The sequence below is a fragment of the Paenibacillus sp. FSL H8-0175 genome (genome assembly GCF_045040615.1).
GTDB classification, from domain to species: Bacteria; Bacillota; Bacilli; order Paenibacillales; family Paenibacillaceae; genus Paenibacillus_AQ; species Paenibacillus_AQ odorifer.
On record NZ_CP150299.1, the window covers coordinates 1,948,071 to 1,968,496 of the forward strand.

The 20,426-nt window shown below is 46.2% G+C and carries 14 protein-coding genes; 10 read left to right on the plus strand and 4 right to left on the minus strand.

From position 1 onward, the window contains the following. The first annotated feature begins 31 nt into the window (after window positions 1-31). The 10 genes from MHH46_RS08355 to pulA all read left to right on the plus strand — a co-directional run bounded on the left by MHH46_RS08355 (window position 32) and on the right by pulA (window position 15,001). Entirely contained in the window at window positions 32-1,612 is a 1,581-nt protein-coding gene (locus MHH46_RS08355; RefSeq protein WP_076192848.1) for a UDP-glucose--hexose-1-phosphate uridylyltransferase, read from the plus strand. A 163-nt stretch (window positions 1,613-1,775) separates the two neighbouring features. After that, window positions 1,776-2,939: an iron-containing alcohol dehydrogenase gene (locus MHH46_RS08360; RefSeq protein ID WP_076192845.1), complete on the plus strand. Its 1,164-nt coding sequence runs from the start codon at window positions 1,776-1,778 to the stop codon at window positions 2,937-2,939. A gap of 54 nt (window positions 2,940-2,993) precedes the next feature. Next, window positions 2,994-3,632 (plus strand): hypothetical protein, encoded by a 639-nt coding sequence (locus MHH46_RS08365; RefSeq protein ID WP_076192843.1) that lies wholly within the window; start codon window positions 2,994-2,996, stop codon window positions 3,630-3,632. 759 nt (window positions 3,633-4,391) lie between these two features. Next, a complete protein-coding gene (locus tag MHH46_RS08370; protein ID WP_042186148.1) occupies window positions 4,392-4,928 on the plus strand; it encodes a hypothetical protein in 537 nt (178 codons plus the stop codon). Then, a complete protein-coding gene (locus MHH46_RS08375; RefSeq protein WP_076192841.1) occupies window positions 4,928-6,529 on the plus strand; it encodes a flotillin family protein in 1,602 nt (533 codons plus the stop codon). The genes MHH46_RS08370 and MHH46_RS08375 overlap by 1 nt, the downstream gene beginning before the upstream one ends. 410 nt (window positions 6,530-6,939) lie before the next feature. Continuing rightward, window positions 6,940-7,818 (plus strand): glucose PTS transporter transcription antiterminator GlcT, encoded by an 879-nt coding sequence (gene glcT, locus MHH46_RS08380; RefSeq protein ID WP_076126370.1) that lies wholly within the window; start codon window positions 6,940-6,942, stop codon window positions 7,816-7,818. 265 nt (window positions 7,819-8,083) lie between these two features. Next, entirely contained in the window at window positions 8,084-10,153 is a 2,070-nt protein-coding gene (gene ptsG, locus MHH46_RS08385) for a glucose-specific PTS transporter subunit IIBC (RefSeq protein ID WP_076126372.1), read from the plus strand. Window positions 10,154-10,251: 98 nt separating this feature from the next. Further along, the gene (locus tag MHH46_RS08390) at window positions 10,252-10,527 is read left to right on the plus strand and encodes an HPr family phosphocarrier protein (protein ID WP_076126374.1); all 276 of its coding nucleotides are present in this window, start codon (window positions 10,252-10,254) and stop codon (window positions 10,525-10,527) included. Continuing rightward, window positions 10,520-12,232 (plus strand): phosphoenolpyruvate--protein phosphotransferase, encoded by a 1,713-nt coding sequence (gene ptsP / locus MHH46_RS08395; RefSeq protein ID WP_076126376.1) that lies wholly within the window; start codon window positions 10,520-10,522, stop codon window positions 12,230-12,232. The genes MHH46_RS08390 and ptsP overlap by 8 nt, the downstream gene beginning before the upstream one ends. A gap of 381 nt (window positions 12,233-12,613) precedes the next feature. Beyond that, window positions 12,614-15,001: a type I pullulanase gene (gene pulA / locus MHH46_RS08400; RefSeq protein WP_076192839.1), complete on the plus strand. Its 2,388-nt coding sequence runs from the start codon at window positions 12,614-12,616 to the stop codon at window positions 14,999-15,001. A gap of 61 nt (window positions 15,002-15,062) precedes the next feature. Here pulA and MHH46_RS08405 read toward each other — a convergent pair whose 3' ends face one another. The 4 genes from MHH46_RS08405 to MHH46_RS08420 form a co-directional block, all read right to left on the minus strand. Then, a complete protein-coding gene (locus MHH46_RS08405; protein WP_076192837.1) occupies window positions 15,063-16,676 on the minus strand; it encodes a sensor domain-containing diguanylate cyclase in 1,614 nt (537 codons plus the stop codon). A 413-nt stretch (window positions 16,677-17,089) separates the two neighbouring features. Beyond that, window positions 17,090-18,262, minus strand: coding sequence for an ABC transporter permease (locus MHH46_RS08410; protein ID WP_139330124.1), 1,173 nt, complete (start codon window positions 18,260-18,262; stop codon window positions 17,090-17,092). Beyond that, window positions 18,259-18,957, minus strand: coding sequence for an ABC transporter ATP-binding protein (locus tag MHH46_RS08415; RefSeq protein WP_076126381.1), 699 nt, complete (start codon window positions 18,955-18,957; stop codon window positions 18,259-18,261). Before MHH46_RS08415 ends, MHH46_RS08410 begins: the two co-directional genes overlap by 4 nt. Beyond that, window positions 18,954-20,414 (minus strand): efflux RND transporter periplasmic adaptor subunit, encoded by a 1,461-nt coding sequence (locus tag MHH46_RS08420; protein ID WP_076192835.1) that lies wholly within the window; start codon window positions 20,412-20,414, stop codon window positions 18,954-18,956. The genes MHH46_RS08415 and MHH46_RS08420 overlap by 4 nt, the downstream gene beginning before the upstream one ends. Between the last annotated feature and the right edge of the window lie 12 nt (window positions 20,415-20,426).

Here is a 20,426-nt window from a genome sequence, read left to right on the forward strand (position 1 = left end):
GAACTTGAGACCCTACTTAAGGAGAATTAAAATGCACAACGAGAATAAGATTACACCTGCTGGCCAGAAAGCATTACATGCGATTGAGCAGCTTGTTCTGTTCGCACTGCGCCAGCAGCTTATAGCTCCATCCGATGAAGATTATAGCCGTAATGTGCTGCTCGAACAGTTCGGTTTCAGTGAGCCGCATGTAGGTGATATCGATCAAAGTCCATTGGAAGGGCCGCAGGCTCCACTCGATGCACTGATTGATTATGGTTTTGAAATCGGATTGATCCCAGAGAATAGTGACACTTACCGTGACTTGCTGGATGCCAAGATTATGGGACTTCTCATGGCCCGTCCTTCGGATGTAAATGCTGAGTTCTATAGTCTGACCGCTGAAAAAGGCATCTCCGCGGCTACAGACCGTTTTTATAAATTGAGCATTGATTCGAACTATATTCGGATGGATCGGATCTCGAAGAATGTCTACTGGCTGCAGGATTCGCCGTACGGAGACATTGAAATGACGATCAATTTGTCCAAGCCTGAGAAAAATCCGAAGGAAATCGCAATGGCTCGGCTGCTCCCGCCGCCAGTCTATCCGAAATGTCTGCTGTGCCGTGAGAATGTAGGTTATGCCGGACGGATCAATCATCCGCCGCGCCAGAACCTGCGTATCATTCCGCTTAACCTGAATAATGAAAAATGGTTCTTCCAATACTCGCCATATGTTTATTACAATGAGCACTGCATTGTATTCCATCATGATCATGTGCCAATGAAGCTTACCAAGGATACCTTGAAGCGGCTGCTTAGCTTCGTGGAATCATTCCCGCATTATTTTATTGGCTCCAATGCAGACTTACCGATTGTTGGCGGCTCTATTCTGACGCATGACCATTTTCAGGGCGGACGCCACACATTCCCGATTCAAAAAGCGCCTAAGGAAGATACATTTACACATGCTTCTTATCCGGGTGTCAGCATTAATATCGTAAAATGGCCGATGTCCGTATTACGTTTAAATGGAGAAGATCCTGCGGTTCTATTGGAATGCGGAAATGCGCTTTATGAAGCTTGGAAAGCCTACAGCGATCCAGAGGCTGAAGTGCTAGCCTTTAGTGAGGTTGACGGTGAAGTACAACCTCATAATACCGTTACTCCTATCGTCCGCCGGGCCGAGGACGGCAGCTTCGAGATGGATCTTGTGCTGCGGAATAACCGGACTAATGAGCAATATCCTGAAGGGATTTTTCATCCACACCGGGAAATGCATCATATCAAGAAAGAAAACATCGGCTTGATTGAAGTTATGGGACTGGCGATTCTGCCAGGCCGTTTGAAGGAAGAACTCGATTCCATCGCAGGTATTCTTGCAGGAGATCAAGCGCTGTTAGAAGCGGTGAAGAATGACCCTAGTCATTCTCTTGCGCAGCATGCGGCTTGGATTCAGGAGCTGGTGGAGCGATTCGGAACTGCACTGCAACACGAGGAAGCGCTCAAGATTGTGCAGAACGAAGTTGGCATCAAGTTTACGCATATTCTTGAACACGCTGGCGTTTACAAACGGACTCCAGAAGGTCAAGCGGCTTTCCGCCGTTTCGTAACAAGCTTCGGCGCTTTGTAGTAAGTGAATTTGGATTTAAGGATGACCTCAAGCCTATGGGCTTGGGGCATCTTTTTTTATTCGGAATGACGAAACCCAGCCACCTAATTTGAATGCGGGTAACCAGAGGTTTATAATACGAAGGAGTAAGACATTATGAATTAACTACTGGAGGTTTACACATATGCGTAAATTTGAATTTTATAATCCTACCAAGCTGATTTTTGGACAGGGTACCCTTGAAGCCTTGAAGACGGAGGTTCCTAAGTACGGTAAAAATGTGCTTTTGATGTACGGTGGCGGCAGTATCAAGCGCAGTGGTCTGTACGATAAAGTAGTTGCTGAGCTGAGTTCAATAGGCGCTACAGTGACTGAACTCTCTGGAGTAGAACCCAATCCACGTCTTTCCACAGTACATAAAGGCGTAGAGCTGTGCCGGGAGCATAATATTGACCTGGTTCTTGCAGTAGGGGGCGGAAGCGTATTGGACTGCGCAAAAGCTGTTGCTGTTGGAGCGAAATATGATGGTGATATGTGGGACTTTGTAGAGCGTAAAGCAGCGGCTCAAGACGCGCTTCCACTGGGTACAGTGCTGACAATGGCTGCTACGGGTTCCGAAATGAATAATGGCTCCGTAATCACAAACGAGGTTACTAAGGAAAAAATGGGCTGGGGCAGCGTGCATGCCTACCCGGCATTCTCGATTCTTGATCCAGAGAACACTTTTTCTCTGCCACGTGATCAGACCGTTTATGGCATGGTGGACATCATGTCACATGTACTGGAGCACTATTTCCATACAGACGGCAATACACCGGTACAAGACGGGTTCTGTGAAACTTTGCTGCGCACTGTAATTGAAACCGCGCCGAAGCTTATCGAAGATCTGAACAACTACGAGCTGCGTGAGACCATTATGTACTGCGGTACGATGGCGCTTAACGGAATGGTCAGCATGGGTTTTGCCGGAGATTGGGCGACTCATAATATCGAGCATGCAGTGTCGGCTGTTTACGATATTCCACATGGTGGAGGTTTGGCGATTTTGTTCCCGCAATGGATGAAATATAACCTCAGCACAAACCCTGCGCGTTTCCGTCAGCTTGCAGTAAATGTGTTCGGAGTTGATCCTGCTGGCAAGACTGATGAAGAAATCGGGCTGGAGGGTATTGAGGCTCTGCGTAATTTCTGGGATTCCATCGGTGCGCCGAAGACGCTCGGAGATTATGATATTGATGACAGCGAGATCGGCAGTATGGCTGACAAGGCTGTTCGTTTCGGAGCATTTGGTAATTTCCGCAAGCTTGAGCGTGAAGATGTAGTTGAGATTTATAAAATGGCTTTGTAAGTAACTCTTCTATGAAAAGAGACCATTTGTCTTTATTCTAGAAGTCGCAATAGAATGTCAAAGAAGCGATTCCTCCGTTATGGAAGAATCGCTTCTTTGTATTTATGTTCTAGTGTGACTTGCTCCTCTGGCTATACTTTTCTGTCGTGCTCATCCCAAGAACTCGCTGCCGCTGGCGGAACCTCCGCTGCCGCTGGCGGAACCTCCGCTGCCGCTGGCGGAACCTCCGCTGCCGCTGGCGGAACCTCCGCTGCCGCTGGCCGTACCTCCGCTGCTGCTGGCCGTACCTCCGCTGCCGCTGGCCGTACCTCCGCTGCCGCTGGCCGTACCTCCGCTGCCGCTGGCCGTACCTCCGCTGCCGCTGGCGAACCTCCGCTGCCGCTGGCGAACCTCCGCTGCCGCTGGCGAACCTCCGCTGCCGCTGGCGAACCTCCGCTGCCGCTGACCGCACCTTCGCTGCGGCTGGCTGGACCTGCACTGCCGCTGACCGCACCTGCACTGCCGCTGACCGCACCTGCACTGCCGCTGACCGCACCTGCAGTGCCGCTGACCGCACCTGCACTGCCGCTGTCCGTACCTCCGCTGCTGCTGTCCGTACCTCCGCTGCTGCTGACCGAACCTCCGCTGCCGCTGGCCGAACCTCCGCTGCCGCTGATCGTACCTCATCAATCACTGTTCGCACCTGTAATCTAATCCGTCGACCGTCCTCGGGAGTCTTACGGACCTAGCTGACGTTATTTGCGAATTTTCAGCCTTTTGAGCAAGTTTTCGGACACCAGAGACACTATTGCTTCGAAATGGTCTTATATTTGCTGTTTTTCATGCCAATAGGGGCTATGCGGTCCGATAGCATACCAAATGTCGGAAAAATCGGCGAATAGGGTCTGCTGAGTCCGATGGGCCGAGGTGCGAAAGCAGCATAGCCTCTTCATACGCGCGAGAGTGTTACCTAACCAACTAGGGTTTGTAAGATCCCCTCACGACTGATTCCTCTACAAATATACGCCTACCCTACGGACCCAGCTGACGTTATATGCGAATTTTCAGCCTTTTGAGCAAGTTTTCGGACACCAGAGACACTATTGCTTCGAAATAGCCTCATATTTGTTGTTTTTCATGCCAATAGGGACTATGCGGTCCGATAGCATACCAAATGTCGGATAAATCGGCGAATAGGGTCTGCTGAGTCCGATAGGCCGAGGTGCCGAGGCGCGAAAGCAGCATGCCTCTTCATACGCGCGAGAGTGTTACCAACAAAAATCCGCGCTCCACCAACTATGGGACGGCCTTTAGGACAACCCAGCACATGTAATAAAATAGTGCCAATGTGAGCATGCTTATCCTCTGAATGGAACTTATTTGGGTGAATATCCAAAGATTGTGAAACCAAGGACCTACTTTGTACGTTTAATGTAATATGACAGTCCTGATTGAAGACAGGAGGAAATAAAAATGCAAACGCTGTATTTAGGCTGCTTGGCGCTAGGCGTCATATTTGCCATAGTCAGCGTCCTGGTGGGCGATGTGATCGGAGATGCCTTGCATGGGGTCTTTGATTTCGTATCCGTAGATTTTCTGAATCCCACCGTACTGGCAGGAGGAATAACCGTGTTCGGCGGAGCGGGTATTCTTCTAACCCGGTACAGCGCTCTGGAAGCTGGGGCGATCATTGCTTTGTCTTTGTTAGCCGCCGCTTTTTTGGGAGTACTTATGTATCTAGGGGTGGTTAAGCCCATGGAAAAAAGCGAAATGTCCAATGGTTTCTCAATGAGTGATCTGCCTGGCAAGATCGGGGAAATCACAATTCCTGTTCCCGCCACTGGTTATGGTGAGATTATGGTAAAGTTTGGCGCCGGCAATAGCCTGCATACGGCAGCAAGCTTTGATCATGAGCTGCTTCCGGCAGGGATTAAAGTTGTTGTAGTGGAGGTTAGAGAAGGCGTTGCATTGGTGTCAGAATTCGAAAAGAGAAGAGGAGTGGATCTTTAATGTTCGGTATTCCTGAGTATTTGTTAGTCCCTGCAGTTGTCGTTGCTGTTTTGTTTGTGCTAGGTATCGCATTCTGGGCACGTTACAAAACGGTTGGACCCGATGAAGGGATGATCGTAACGGGGTCGTTCTTAGGGAAAAATCATATTTCAGACGATGGTTCTGGTCGTAAAATAAAGATTGTACGCGGGGGCGGGGCCTTTATACTCCCAGTCTTCCAGAAGGCTGAATTTATGTCGCTTCTTTCTCATAAACTCGATGTGACGACCCCGGAGGTATACACCGAACAAGGGGTTCCGGTTATTGCCGACGGTGTGGCGATCATTAAAGTGGGTAGCTCAACGGAAGATGTGGCGACAGCTGCTGAGCAATTTATGGGCAAACCGATTGAAGCACTGAAGAGCGAAGCACAAGAAGTTCTTGAAGGTCATCTGCGGGCCATTCTCGGTTCGATGACCGTTGAGGAAGTATATCGTAACCGTGACCGCTTTGCGCAAGAGGTTCAAGGCGTGGCGGCGCGTGATCTTAAGAAAATGGGTCTGCAAATTGTTTCCTTTACCATCAAGGATGTGCGAGACAAACATGGATATCTAGAGGCACTGGGTAAACCGCGGATAGCTGCTGTGAAGCGGGATGCAGAGATCGCTGAAGCAGAAGCAGTGCGGGATGCGAGAATTCAAAAGGCAAACGCAGAAGAGCAAGGGCAAAAAGCTGAGCTGCTGCGGGATACGAATATTGCCGAAGCCTCCAAGGAAAACCAGCTTAAGGTGGCTGCGTTTAAACGGGATCAGGATACAGCGAAAGCGGAAGCCGATCAGGCTTATCATATTCAAGAGGCACGTGCAAAGCAGACCGTTGTTGAAGAACAGATGAAGGTTGAGCTGGTACGTAAGGAACGTGAAATCGATTTGCAAGCCAAAGAAATTCAAGTTCGCGAGAAGCAGTATGATGCTGAAGTGAAGAAAAAAGCAGAAGCGGATCGTTATGCAGTAGAGCAAGCGGCGGAAGCCGATAAGGCGAAGAGAATGCGTGAGGCAGATGCCTTGCAATATAGTATTGAAACGCAAGCTAAAGCGACATCTGAGCAGAAGCGTCTTGAAGGTCAAGCGATGGCGGATGCAGAGCTGGCTAAAGGTACAGCGGATGCTGAGGTTATCCGGTTGCGTGGTCTAGCGGAAGCAGAAGCCAAAGAGAAACTGGCGGAAGCTTTCCAGAAATTCGGCGAAGCAGCGGTGCTCGATATCATCGTCAAAATGCTGCCTGATTTGGCTGGCCAAATTGCGAAGCCGCTGGCATCTATTGATAAACTTACCGTTGTAGATACCGGTAACGGGGAAGGTGCAGCCCGGGTCAGCAATTATGTGACTCAGCTAATGTCCACCGCTCCAGAGATGTTGAAGAGCGTCTCAGGGATTGATGTAGAGGCACTGATCAAGGGGTTGACCTCTAAAGCTTCCGGAAGCAAAGGAGCATCAGTTACACCAGTCGCACAAGTCGCACCTGTTGCACCAGCTACACCTGCAACTTATATTCAGCCATCAGTAACATCTAGTACAGCCAGCGAGACTTTAACTTCTGTGCCTGAACAAAAGGAAAAATAGTTTAATGCAATTTATATTGATTTAATTTACTTAAGGTATGACTGGCAAAGCTGCTGGTCATACCTTAATCTTTATGTTTTGATCTGTTTTGATCTAAATTAGACAACATGATAAAAAGCTCATGCGTTTACAGGTGATTTTTGATAAAGCTTATAGCTTATCGGCATCCCATGGGAATTATTGTATATACAGACATCGACGCTTTCACTGGTGTTTAAAGATTTTTTCAGGTAAAATAAAAGCCTTTAAGGCTGTTCACTCTGATCTACTAGCTTAGTAAGGACACAGAGTGTTCTTCTAATATGCAATTCTTGGTGTTATGATGGTAGCAAAGCTTGTATTCATCGTACGATTTCTTATTGCGTATGCTGCTGGAAGTTAGGTGTTTAGAAATAAAAGAGGTGTCAAAAATGAGTAGCATAACAGTGGCGAAGGTGTTGAATAACAACGTTATCATTGCCCAGCATCCTCAATATTCCGAGGTTGTAGTTATCGGTAAAGGGATAGGGTTTAACCGCAAGCTGCGGGATCAGATTAATCTATCCTCCGTGGAGAAGATGTTTATTCTTCGCAGCCAGGAGGAACAGGAACAATATAAACAGCTTCTTCCCCAAGTGGATGAGAAGTTGATTGAGGTCGTTCAAGAAATAGTATTACATATTATGCATTGTAGCCGTCAGCCGCTTAATGAGCATATTCACATTGCACTTACCGACCATATTTCTTTTGCTATCCGTCGTTTCGAACAAGATATCCCAATTCATAATCCATTTTTGTATGAAACTAAGGAGATTTATCCTGAGGAATATAAGATGGCAGAATATGCGATTGGAAGGATCAATGAGGCTATGGGCGTGGAATTGCCGGTGGATGAGATAGGTTTTGTGGCTCTTCATATTGTCAGCGCACTTAGTAATAGGCAAATTTCCGAGGTTAGACAACATTCTCTCTTGATTGGAGAGCTGGTTGGGTTAGTCGAGAATTATCTGGACTATCGAATCCCACGTGATTCACTTGATTACTCAAGACTGGTAACCCATCTGCGATTCGTTCTAGAAAGATTACGCCGTGGAGAGGCGGTACAAGAGACCTCAACCCTGGATGGACTCATGAAACGGGAGTATCCTGAGATGTATTCGTTGGCTTGGAAATTAACAAAAATTATCGAACAGCGTGTGCGAATTCCCGTGTATCAAGCTGAGGTAAGTTATTTGACGATTCACCTGCAGCGTATTGCCCAGAAAAAAGTGGACGAACAAGATATGGACAAGAATGGTGAAGCTCCTTAAAGTGCAAAAGTTGTAACAAATCATGGTTTCAAAAAAAACGCTTGCCACTTAAAAAAAACGATGCTACAATGTTCACTGTCATCAACAAAACAGAATATCAAGCGTGTAACTGATTCGATCAGGCATGAGTGAATTACAGTATTTTGGTTGTTAACCCCCTTCTTGGGGCAATCTAACGATAGCGTTAGATTACAACTCCTATACTGTGTTGCTCATGCCTTTTTTGGCATCTGTTTTAGTGAAATTAATGAAAGGAGTAACCTAAATGTTTAAAAAGTTGTTTGGTGTTTTACAAAGAGTTGGTAAAGCTCTGATGCTTCCAGTAGCTATTCTGCCTGCGGCAGGTTTGCTTCTTGGAATAGGAAACATGCTGGTAAACCCAGACTTCCTGCAATATGTTCCAGCACTGGAGAACCATGTTGTTCAGGCTGTTGCCAACGTATTGATGAACTCAGGACAAATTGTATTTGATAATCTAGCCTTACTCTTCGCGGTGGGGGTTGCGATAGGTTTAGCCGGCGGTGAAGGTGTTGCGGGTCTAGCTGCCATTATCGGTTTCCTCGTAATGAACATTACGATGGGTACAGTTATTGGCGTTAATGATTACGTCCTGAGCCAAGGCGACTTCTCGTATGCCAGCGTATTAGGGATTCCAACACTGCAAACAGGGGTGTTTGGAGGTATACTCGTCGGTATATTGGCTTCGGCCATGTACAAGCGATTCTTCAAAATTGAGCTTCCTTCTTACCTGGGTTTCTTCGCAGGTAAACGTTTCGTACCGATCATGACGGCGGTAACAGCTCTAATCTTGGGCTTGTTACTGACAATAGTATGGCCACCTATTCAACATGGTCTGAACTATGTGTCACAAAGTATGATTGATACGAACAAAACGCTTGCAGCGTTTATCTTCGGAACGATCGAACGTTCGCTCATTCCTTTTGGACTGCATCACATTTTCTACTCTCCATTCTGGTATGAATTTGGTACCTACGTTGATAAAGCTGGAGAATTGGTACGTGGTGACCAACGGATCTTCATGCAGCAGCTTCGCGATGGAGTAGACTTCACAGCAGGGACATTTACTACGGGTAAATATCCATTCATGATGTTTGGTCTTCCAGCAGCGGCTTTGGCTATCTATCATGAAGCTAAACCTCAGAATAAAAAGATCGTCGGAAGTTTGATGATTTCCGCGGCATTGACATCGTTCTTGACAGGGATTACTGAGCCGCTCGAATTCTCGTTCCTATTCGTGGCTCCATTGCTGTTCGCTGTACATGCTGTGTTTGCAGGTCTGTCCTTTATGACTATGCATATTCTGGATGTTAAAATCGGCATGACATTCTCGGGTGGCTTTATCGATTTTGTGCTCTTCGGTATTATCCCGAACCGTACAGCTTGGTGGCTGGTCATTCCGGTAGGACTGGTCCTTGCCTTAATTTATTACTTCGGCTTCCGGTTTGTAATTCGGAAATTCAATCTTATGACACCGGGTCGTGAAGAAGATACGAATGAAGAAGAAGAAGTGAATACGGAGTCTGTCTCCAGAGCCGGTGATGATCTACCGCGGAACATTTTGTCCGCTCTAGGTGGTAAAGAAAACATCACTCATCTAGATGCTTGTATTACCCGCCTTCGTGTTGAAGTTAAAGATAAGGCAGGTGTAGACAAGAACCGTCTTAAGAAACTTGGTGCATCAGGTGTGCTGGAAGTGGGTAATAACGTTCAAGCGATTTTTGGCACACGTTCAGATACGATTAAATCGCAGATTCAAGATGTGATTAACGGAAAGACACCTGCGGCTTCAGCAGCTCCAGTAGTGGTTGCTCCAGAGCCAGAAGAAGAACAACAGGCAGGTGAAGCTGGTGAAGCGATTATCAAGGAAGATATCGTATCTCCAGTAAACGGTGAATTGTTGGATATCACAGAGGTGCCAGATCCAGTATTCTCCCAAAAAATGACGGGCGACGGCTTCGCGTTCCTATCCGGAGATGGGAAGATTGCTTCACCGGTTTACGGTAAGGTATTTAACGTGTTCCCGAGCAAACATGCCATCGGTATTATGTCTGACGGAGGCAAGGAAGTGCTCGTTCATATTGGGGTTAATACGGTTAAGCTTAAAGGTCAAGGCTTCACGGTATTAGTTGAAGAGGGCGATCTTGTAGCGGCTGGACAACCGATTATGGAAGTGGATTTAGAGTATGTAAAAGCACATGCACCTTCTGTAATCTCACCTGTTATTTTCTCTAATTTACCAGAAGGCTCTTCTGTAACATTGAAGAAGCCGGGTAAGGTTTCTATAGGAGACCAAGACATCATTACGATTCAGTAAAAGTGCAAGGGCCGATGCTTCCTTGTTCATACAAGGAAGCGAAGCTTTCACTATAAATTTAAAATACTTTAATAACAGAAAGCGAGTTGGATAATATTATGCAAAAAACATTCAGAATTGTCGATGAAGATGGAATTCACGCACGTCCAGCAACTGCCTTGGTAAATACAGCAACAAAATTCAAAGGTACAGAAGCATATGCAGAAGCTAAAGGTAAAAAAGTAACTTTGAAATCCATTCTTGGCGTATTGTCATTGGGTCTTGAAGCTGGAGATACTTTGTCTTTGATTACTGAAGGAAGCGAAGAAGCAGAAGCTTTGAACGCTCTTCAAGAAGTAATGATTAAAGAAGGGCTAGGGGAAATCCATGAATAAGATTTCAGGAATCGCGGCTTCAGCAGGGATTGCAGTAGCCCGTGCTTTTATCCTGAAACATCCGGATTATACGATTACGAAGACAAGTATCAGTGATACTGAAGCAGAAGTCGCTAAGTTAAATGATGCACTCGCCAAATCAAGAGTGGAGCTGCAAACGATTAAAGAGCGTACTTTGGCAGAGCTGGGGGAGAAAAAGGCTGAGATTTTCGAATCACATCTGCTTATTCTTGATGACCCAGAGCTGATCAATCCTGTAATTGATAAAATCCGTGAGGAATCGGTTAACGCGGACTATGCGCTAAACGAAGTGGCTACGCAATTCATTGAGATGTTTGAAAATATGAAGAGTGCCTATCTGCAGGAACGTGCAGCTGATATGCGTGATGTTACCAAGCGCTTGCTGAACCACCTGCTGGGCATTCATTATGTAAGTCCTGCAGAAATCAGTGAAGAAGTAATCGTGATTGCTCAAGATCTAACACCATCGGATACAGCACAGCTTAATCGTAAGTTCGTTAAAGGCTTCACAACGAACATCGGTGGACGGACTTCTCACTCTGCAATTATGGCCCGTTCTTTGGAAATTCCAGCGGTTGTTGGAACTAAAACGGTTCTGTCAGAAGTGAATTCTGGCGATTTGGTGATTGTCGATGGTCTGAACGGAGACGTTCTGATCAATCCTAGCGAAGCTGAAGTGGCAGAGTACACTCGCAAGCAGGAAGCTTACGACTTGCAAATCGCAGAATGGAAGAAACTTCGCGACGAACCTACAGTATCAGCAGACGGTAAACATGTTGAGCTAGCTGCCAATATTGGTACACCAAATGATGTGAATGGTGTCATTGAGAATGGTGGCGAAGGTGTAGGTCTGTACCGCACTGAGTTCCTTTACATGGGTCGCGATAAGCTGCCTTCTGAGGAAATTCAATATAACGCCTACCGTACTGTACTTGAGAACATGAAGGGTAAGCCGGTAGTCGTACGTACCCTGGATATCGGTGGCGATAAAGAGCTGCCTTATCTTGACCTTCCGAAGGAAATGAATCCTTTCCTTGGTTTCCGTGCGATCCGTCTTTGCCTGGATCGTCAGGATATTTTCCGTACTCAATTACGCGCATTACTAAGAGCAAGTGTTCACGGGGATCTTCGCATTATGTTCCCTATGATAGCTACGCTTGGTGAATTCCGTGCTGCACGTGATCTTTTGCTCGAAGAGAAAGCTAAGCTTCGGGAAGAAGGTAAGGAAGTATCAGACAACATTCAGCTTGGCATAATGGTTGAGATTCCATCAACTGCTGTACTGGCTGACCAGTTTGCTAAGGAAGTTGATTTCTTCAGTATCGGTACGAATGATCTTATTCAATATACAATGGCTGCGGACCGTATGAATGAACAGGTATCTTACCTGTATCAGCCTTACAATCCAGCCATCCTGCGTTTGGTCAAAAATGTAATTGATGCAGCCCATGCAGAAGGTAAATGGACGGGGATGTGTGGTGAAATGGCTGGTGACGCAACAGCTATTCCGCTGCTACTGGGTCTTGGTCTCGACGAATTCAGCATGAGTGCAACTTCCATTTTGCCAGCGCGTAGTCAAATTTCTAAATTGTCGGCTGCCGACATGAAGGATTTGGCTGCAAAAGCGTTGCAGCTTGGCACGGCTGAAGAAGTCGCTGCGCTTGTTCAAAGTATCGCTAAGTAACTTTTTACGCATGCATTAATCCGTTTTAGCGTTCTACTGTTTTTCCAACTACTATTGCCGACTTCCGATGGCTGGAGGTCGGCTTTTTTATGTTTTTTAACCTATAATTTTCTGTAATTCGACCTCATTTACTGTTCACTGTTTATTTTCTTTATTGCGCAGATGTCTATACCGATAGTATTAGTAATGAGCATAAAGTCGATAAGGAACCCAAACCTATAAATATGTCGTACATATAATAGTAAGGATCCATAGAAAGTTTATACTCCATTTGCCGACTTGCAGCGCTGTGCAAGTATTAATATGAAATGAATTGGTAATATATGGACTTATAAGCAACCCCACAGGGTTAGGTGGGGAGCCATAGGATGGTGTTAATTCATGAGTAAAAATTATATAAATGCAGAATTGATGATGGAAGTCTACGAGGGCAAGGATTTAGGCTTGACGTATTCAACGGAGTACAGTGTATTTAAAGTCTGGGCACCTACGGCACTTGCTGTGTCCCTAGTACTGTACGAAACAGGTGGGCATCAACTGAATACTGAGTCACCTAAGAGTGCTATGGACAATGGACGTATTGTATATATGCAGCGTAGTAATGGTGGAGTCTGGCAGACCAAGTTATCAGGTGATCTAAAAGGGAAATATTATATGTACCGTGCTGTTTTTGCAGATGGCAATGTGACGGAAGCAGTAGATCCTTATGCAACAGCGGTATCTGCAAATGGTTTAAGATCAGCAATCGTTAATTTGCAGGATACGAATCCAGAACATTGGGATCAGGATGTAGCGCCTCCGTTACAGCATCCTGCCGACGCAGTGATTTATGAACTGCATGTTCGTGACTTCTCCTCACATGAGAGCTCAGGTATGCATTATAAGGGTAAATTCAAAGCATTTACCGAATTTGGATTAAAGGATTCGGCAGGAAATACAGTGGGGATTGATCATCTGGCTGAATTAGGGATTACCCATGTACATCTGATGCCGGTATTTGATTTTCAGACCGTGGATGAGCTGAAGGTGGTCAATCGGGGTTCCTCCATAGCTAATGTGGACTACAATTGGGGGTATGATCCCCAGCATTATAATGTACCTGAAGGATCTTACAGCACCGATCCTGCCAATCCTGGCTTGCGGATTCGTGAATTTAAAGAGATGGTGCAGGCCTTACACAGCCGCGGGATCGCGGTAATTATGGATGTCGTTTACAACCATACGTATGCTGTGGAGAATGGCCCCTTTGAGCCGCTTGTCCCAGATTATTTCTATCGCCGCGATTTTACGGGACGTTTGTCGAATGGCTCCGGGGTTGGCAATGAGCTGGCTACAGAACGTCCGATGGTCCGTAAATTTATTAAGGACTCCTTATCTTATTGGGCTTCGGAATATCATATTGATGGTTTCCGGTTTGATCTAATGGGACTGATGGACAGTGTTACCATGCGGGAGATTACCGAAGAGCTTCGGCTAGAAGTGAATCCGAATCTGTTGCTTTACGGTGAACCTTGGACGGGTGGAGATTCTCCGCTGGCCACTAAAACGCTAAAAGGTGTACAACGGGGCAAGGGCTATGCTGTCTTCAACGATAACTTCCGTTCAGCAATCAAAGGGGATAGTGATGGCTTCGGAAGAGGGTTCGTGACAGGCGAATACGGCAAAGAAGGTGCTATTGCAGCCGGAATTAAAGGAGCAATTCATGAGTTTACGGACTCGCCTGTGGAATCGGTGAACTATGTAACTGCCCATGATAATTTGAATTTATGGGATAAGATGCTTATCGTTCAAGGAGGGAGTCAGGAAGCTGATTTTCCGGTAATCGCTAACATGGATAACGAAGATCTGGAAGAGGCAGTGGCCCTTGCCAATCCATACGTGAATGTAGATCAGGAGAATATTCTCGGTAATGAAACTGTACGTCGATCCTTGCTTGCTAACGGAATGATTCTGACCTCGCAGGGGATTCCTTTCCTGCATGCAGGAGATGAGCTCCTGCGCAGTAAATTTGGAGATCATAACAGCTACCGCAGCGGTGATGCGGTCAACTCGATCCGCTGGAATATGAAAAGCGCATTTAAGCCCGTATTTCAATATTATAAAGGCCTGATCGAGCTGCGGCGTACACATCCGGCATTTCGTCTGCATGGCCGCCAGGAAATTGAACGCTCCTTAGAATTTCTGCGTTGTGATGGCGGAATAGTATCGTATCTGCTTAGAAGCCATGCAGGAGGCGATCTCTGGAACAATATTACCGTTGTCTTCAATGCTAATAATGACCGGATGTCGGTATCACTTCCTGAGGTTGCTGATAGTTGGAACGTAGTAGTAGACCATACCCGTGCCGGGATAGAAGCCATCCGCAGAATCGAAGGCAATGAGGTAGAGGTGGAAGGGTTGTCGATGATGGTCCTTTATGATGAATGTGGTGAGCCAGCCCCACGCTCTAAAATTATCGAAATACACTATGAACGCCCAGATCAGAATTACCAAGGCTGGAATCTTTGGGTTTGGGATACAGGAATCCAGGATGGACAATGCGATTTCCGTTATATGGAGAACGGGCGTGCAGTAGCCCGCATCGAAGTGCTGCCAGATACCCAAACTATCGGATATATTTTGCGGCTTAATGATTGGGAAGAAAAAGATGGGGACGGAGACCGTTTCATTGATTGTTCTACGAATGGAGAGTTAACCAAGGTCTTAGTTCGGGATCGTGATCAGGAGATTGACGAAATTTCAGAAGATCATCTTCGGTTAAGCAGTTAGAGGCCATACAAAAAAAGCTGTTTCAGGGTTGATTTTTCCTGAGACAGCTTTTTATTTGCTCTTATGGTTTTACAATGGTCTGGTTAGCTAAACCTTCGTCCACAAGCTCGTAGTAGAGATTGGCTTTATTGCCACCATGGTCTTTGGAGCGATACATCGCCAAATCGGCGGCACGCAGCAGTTCATTAATACTGCTACCGTGTTCAGGAAATAAAGCGACTCCGATACTCGCGGAGGTGTGGAAGCTGGACCCGTTATCAACAGACCAAGACTTGTTGAACAGTTTAAGTAACCGCTGCAGTGTTTCATCAAGCATCTCTGGAGAAGTGAATCGATGCAGTACAACTGCGAACTCATCTCCGCCGATCCGGAAGGCCTGACCTATTCCTTTAACCGTATGCTGAAGTTCACGGGAGAGCAGCTGAAGAAATTCGTCTCCAGCCAGATGGCCTAAGGTATCATTTAGCTGCTTGAATCTATCACAGTCCAGCAGGGCAAGCGCAATATTTTGCCTCCGTCCTTCGGGTTGGGTGATAAGGTTCTCCATATACATTTTGAAATGAGCCCTGTTGGGAATCGCTGTTAAATGGTCATAGAAGGCTAGCTTATGTAGTCGTTCTTCGTATTGTTTTCGCTGGGTAATTTCCCGAGATAACAGCATAAATTGTGCTGGAAATTTACGGCTGCCGAGAACAGGTGACACCTTAGTTTCAAGCCATACCCACTGACCTTCTGCTCCGCGCATGCGCAGTTCAGAAATGCGCGGAGTTCCCTGAACAACACTTTTTAATTTAGCCCAGGCAATTTCCGGTTCACGTATGTAGTTGGATAACGGATCTCCTTTTTTAGGCACATAGCCTAGAATACTGGAGTGTGAGGGAGAAGCATATAGAATCAACCCGTTGGGATCCGTCAAAATAATGAAATCAGACATGGTTTCACCGATAAGCTGATAAAGTGTTTGTTCTTCCAGCATTTCATTCTGGAGCCAGATGATTTTGCGTCCAAGGTAAATAATAACTAGGAGAAACACAAATAAGAGAAGTGAATAAAGAGAGAACAAAGCGCTTTTTTTATCTCCAAATCCATCCGTTACTTGCAAGGCGTAGTTGCCAATCAAGTCCTCTGCTTGATCGAGATGTGCCCTAGCTTCATTGAATTGCGAGTTTAGGGTGAGCGCAGAATATGAATCTGGGTTCCAGCTGCTCTTCGTCCGTTCTGTTATTAGCGTATACCCTGAATTTTTCCATTTGATAATGGTAGTTTCGAAGGAGCTGAGCTCGTTTTTTAATTCGGAAAGGATAATTCCACTTTGTTTCATATCACTGTAAGGGTTTTTTATAGCGTTGATATTAGATCTTGCTACACTTATTCGTTCCTGCGCTTGAAGATTATTATCTATAAACTCCTTAGTGAACTGTTCACCTTCTGCGGCTGTTAGGTTTGGACCCATTGCGATTTGCAAGGCTACAGCGGCTTGATGCAGATCACGATCCGCGCTCAGTATGAGCTTAGAGTTCTGATATATATCATCATAAAGAGAATCTGACAATCTATTAATCGTGTAATTTAAATAGAGTAGCGAGGCGACGCTGATCCCAACCAGAAGGACGGAGATTGCAGCGAAGACATAGAATAGTTTGCGTGTTACCTTGAACTCAAAGAATCCTGCCACAGTCATCTTCTCCCTGTATAAGATGATTAAGAAAATCTATTGCTGCTTAAGTAGAACCTGCAGAACGCAATCTATGGTCAGGCGTAATTTAATTCATTCACTGATGTTTGAAGGTGCTTTTGGGATAAAAGAGGTGTTGTATACATAGTGGGAAAACATAGGAAAGTGTACGTGTGAGTAAATGGTAGTTTCTAGTATATCAAGTATATAGGACGTGCTGCTTATAGAGCAATCTTTACTCAGATAATAATCAAAATGACAAAATTTAAAGTTTAGTGTATGGGCCTATTGAATTATCTATATTCAAACCGATGGTTCCTATTACCCAACTCGAGCATAAATGATACCTTTTACAGCTGCTGAAAAAAACTGCCCTTAGTCATCTTAATGACTATAGGACAGCTAATCATTCATTATTCGTTACGCAGTGCGTGAATGGGGCGAAGTCGTGCGGCTTTGTTCGCAGGCATCATTCCAAAAATCACGCCGATGAGTAAGGAGAAAATAAAAGAAATCAGTACCATATCCCAAGCAATGGAAACTGTAAGTGCTGAGTATTTACCCAGCAGCCAACTGCCCGCGATACCAATGCCGACCCCAAGCACCCCACCCAAACCGCTGAGCACGATGGATTCAATCATGAATTGAGCGAGGATATCGAATTTTTTGGCACCAATTGCTTTACGGATACCAATCTCACGTGTTCTTTCATTGACAGATACGATCATGATGTTCATGATTCCGATGCCGCCGACAAAAAGTGAGATGCCTGCTATGCCTGCAAGCGCCATGGAAAGTGTATCTGTTGTGGAATTGACAGTTTCCAGCATTTCCTGAGAATCAAACACACTAAAAGCATTATCCGCATAATTGAATTTAGCATCAAGCGTACTTTCCAGTTTTTCTTTTGCAGCTGCTACAGTATCTGCTGAAGTTGTCTTAATGGTGATGGAACGGACGCCTTTACTTTTTAATTGGCGTTCTGCAGTGCTTATAGGAATTAGTATGATATCGTCGTTGGAACCACTTAGACTGGAGCCTTTTGTTTCTAAAAGCCCAACGATTTTATAGCTAATTCCGTTTAACTGGACCTTCTGCCCTACAGGATTGTCTGTACCGAATAAATCTTCGGCCGTACCTGAACCGATCAACGCTACCTTTTGCCGGTATTCGTTATCAATATCAAGCAAGAAGCGGCCTGCCTGTACATGAAAATCCTTTACCTCCTCATAAGAGGGGGTGATTCCTTCTACAGTTACACTAACGTTGTCTGTTTTATTCTTGGCTGTAGCATTGCCGCTGATCACAGGAGCTACATTTGCTATACCCTCTATATCCCCTAGAGCAAGGGCTTCCTCATAGGTGAGAGAGGTAGTCGCCCCACGGCCAGTAATGTTTACAGTGAGTTGGTTTGTGCCTAGTCCGTTTAGCTGCTCTGTGATCTGTGAAGTAGTTCCTTGCCCAACAGAAACAAGAATGATGACCGAAGAGACTCCAATAATAATCCCAAGCATCGTTAAAAAAGCTCTAACCTTACTGCTGTTGATGCTCTTCAGGGCCATTCGCATGCTTTGGTACAATTTCACCCCGCATTCCTCCGATCTTCCACGAGGTTGCCATCCTGAATACGAATAATCCGCTCCGCTTGTTTAGCTATTTCCAGATCATGTGTGATAAGGATGATGGTATGTCCTTGCTTATTTAACTCACGTATCATTTGCATGACTTCCTGTCCCGTCCGTGTATCCAGTGCCCCGGTTGGTTCATCGGCAAGTAGAATAGGGGGGGATCCCGCCATAGCCCGGGCAATCGCTACTCGCTGTTGCTGTCCTCCCGAAAGCTCAGAAGGGCGGTGATGCATCCGATCCTCCAGCCCTACTTTAATGAGTGCTTCCTGTGCTAGTTGTCTTCTTTCCCGATGGGAGAGGCCACGATAAATCAATGGCAGCTCCACATTTTCAATGGCTGACAGCTTGGGGAGCAGGTTGAAATTTTGAAAGATAAAGCCGATCTTCTCATTGCGGATCGTTGCGAGCTTATTGTCGGATAACTTGCGAACCTCTTGTCCATCTAGAAGATAACTTCCTTCATCGGAGATATCGAGGCAACCAAGCATATTCATGAGTGTTGATTTACCAGAACCGGAGGGACCAATAATAGCTACGAACTCCCCCAGATCAATTGTAAAGGAAAGGCTATTTAAGACCGTCATGGTTTCTCCGGCCATTGTGTAGCCGTGGGACATGTCGTGAACTTCGATCAGAGGTGCTGAAGCACTCATCTGCCGCCACCTCCGCCACCACCTGGTGCGCTGCCCATACCACCAGCGCCACCTCCGGTGAAGCCGCCACCCCCACTAAAGCCACTGCCGCCGAAGCCAGCGCCACCCATACCGCCCATACCACCTCTAGTTTCCGTTTCCGTGCTGGTTGTTCCGGTTTTCGTAGAGATTACGGTAGGGATGATCACCTGGTCCCCTTCATGGAGTCCGCTGACAATTTCAATGCTGCTCTCATCATGGAGACCCACTTCGACAGTGACCATCTGTCCTGAGCTATTGCCGCGATTTCTTCCACCGGCAGCGCCGCTGCGAGCGTCAGGAGCCCCGCTGGGCATAGCGCCGCCGCGAGCATCAGGAGCCCCGCTGGGCATAGCGCCGTCGCTAGCGTCAGGAGCCCCGCTGGGCATAGCGCCGTCGCTAGCGTCAGGAGCCCCGCTGGGCATAGCGCCGTCGCGAGCGTCAGGGGCACCGCTAGGCATTGGTACTTGGCCCTCGCCAGCAGTTTTGGAAGTTGTGACTGAACCCGCTGCTAGAGGAATAGAAACTGTGTATTTTCCGTTTCTTTCTTGTACAGCTTCAATAGGTACTGTTAATACATCCTTTTTCTCAGCAGTGGTTACTGAAACTTCCGCAGACATTCCAACAAGAGCACCTTCGGAGCTTGTTAGACCTATGGTAACATCGAAGAGGGAAACACCGTTTGAGGCGGTGCCCTCATTAGCTATTTTCGTAACCGTTCCCTTGAATTCCGTATCAGGCAGAGCATCCAATGAAATAGTGGCAGGCATCCCTAGCTTTACAGTAGGAATATCAAGCTCATCCACCTGCACAACTACACTTAAATTAGCATAATCGGTAATGTCGATGAGTTCAGAGCCGTCCATGGCTTTTTCGCCGCTTGCAATATTAACTGTCGTTACAGTTCCATCAATAGGAGCCGTTAACGGATCAGGAGGAAGCATATCTTCTTGGATAGAAGCTATTTTTTCCTGTTGCGCCGAAATGTCGGTTTTGGCCTTTTCAATCGAACGTTTGGCATTGCCTAGCTCATCTTCTGATGCACCTGCCACGGCCAGCTTCTTATATTGCTCCTGCTTGTCCTCAAGATCGGTCTCAAGCGAGGCAAGTGAAGTTTGCTCCTGCTTGAGATTGTCACTCAGATCATTGCCTTCAAAGGTAATCAAAGTCTGGCCTTTTTTCACGAGATCGCCCTCTTTGACAAGAACCTCAGCTGCCGTCCCGCTGTCCTTCGTTTTTACTTTACCAGTTTCTGTAGCAATCACGGAGCCGGCTCCGGATACACTAACTACGATATCGCCCTTTGTAACGGTAGCTGTATTAATAGGCACTTCAGCGGCTTGACTGTTCTTATCAGGTAACAATGTATAAACCAGCATTCCTGCTGTGGCTACAACTACTACTCCAAGAGTCCAGAACACTATTTTTTTCTTCTTCATTTCTATCCTCCA

Bases quoted from the DNA above. Each gene is read 5' to 3' on its own strand.
- MHH46_RS08355 (WP_076192848.1), top strand. From the start codon at position 32: ATGCACAACGAGAATAAGATTACACCTGCTGGCCAGAAAGCATTACAT.
- MHH46_RS08360 (WP_076192845.1), top strand. From the start codon at position 1,776: ATGCGTAAATTTGAATTTTATAATCCTACCAAGCTGATTTTTGGACAG.
- MHH46_RS08365 (WP_076192843.1), top strand. From the start codon at position 2,994: ATGTCAAAGAAGCGATTCCTCCGTTATGGAAGAATCGCTTCTTTGTAT.
- MHH46_RS08370 (WP_042186148.1), top strand. From the start codon at position 4,392: ATGCAAACGCTGTATTTAGGCTGCTTGGCGCTAGGCGTCATATTTGCC.
- MHH46_RS08375 (WP_076192841.1), top strand. From the start codon at position 4,928: ATGTTCGGTATTCCTGAGTATTTGTTAGTCCCTGCAGTTGTCGTTGCT.
- glcT (WP_076126370.1), top strand. From the start codon at position 6,940: ATGAGTAGCATAACAGTGGCGAAGGTGTTGAATAACAACGTTATCATT.
- ptsG (WP_076126372.1), top strand. From the start codon at position 8,084: ATGTTTAAAAAGTTGTTTGGTGTTTTACAAAGAGTTGGTAAAGCTCTG.
- MHH46_RS08390 (WP_076126374.1), top strand. From the start codon at position 10,252: ATGCAAAAAACATTCAGAATTGTCGATGAAGATGGAATTCACGCACGT.
- ptsP (WP_076126376.1), top strand. From the start codon at position 10,520: ATGAATAAGATTTCAGGAATCGCGGCTTCAGCAGGGATTGCAGTAGCC.
- pulA (WP_076192839.1), top strand. From the start codon at position 12,614: ATGAGTAAAAATTATATAAATGCAGAATTGATGATGGAAGTCTACGAG.
- MHH46_RS08415 (WP_076126381.1), bottom strand. From the start codon at position 18,957: ATGAGTGCTTCAGCACCTCTGATCGAAGTTCACGACATGTCCCACGGC.
- MHH46_RS08420 (WP_076192835.1), bottom strand. From the start codon at position 20,414: ATGAAGAAGAAAAAAATAGTGTTCTGGACTCTTGGAGTAGTAGTTGTA.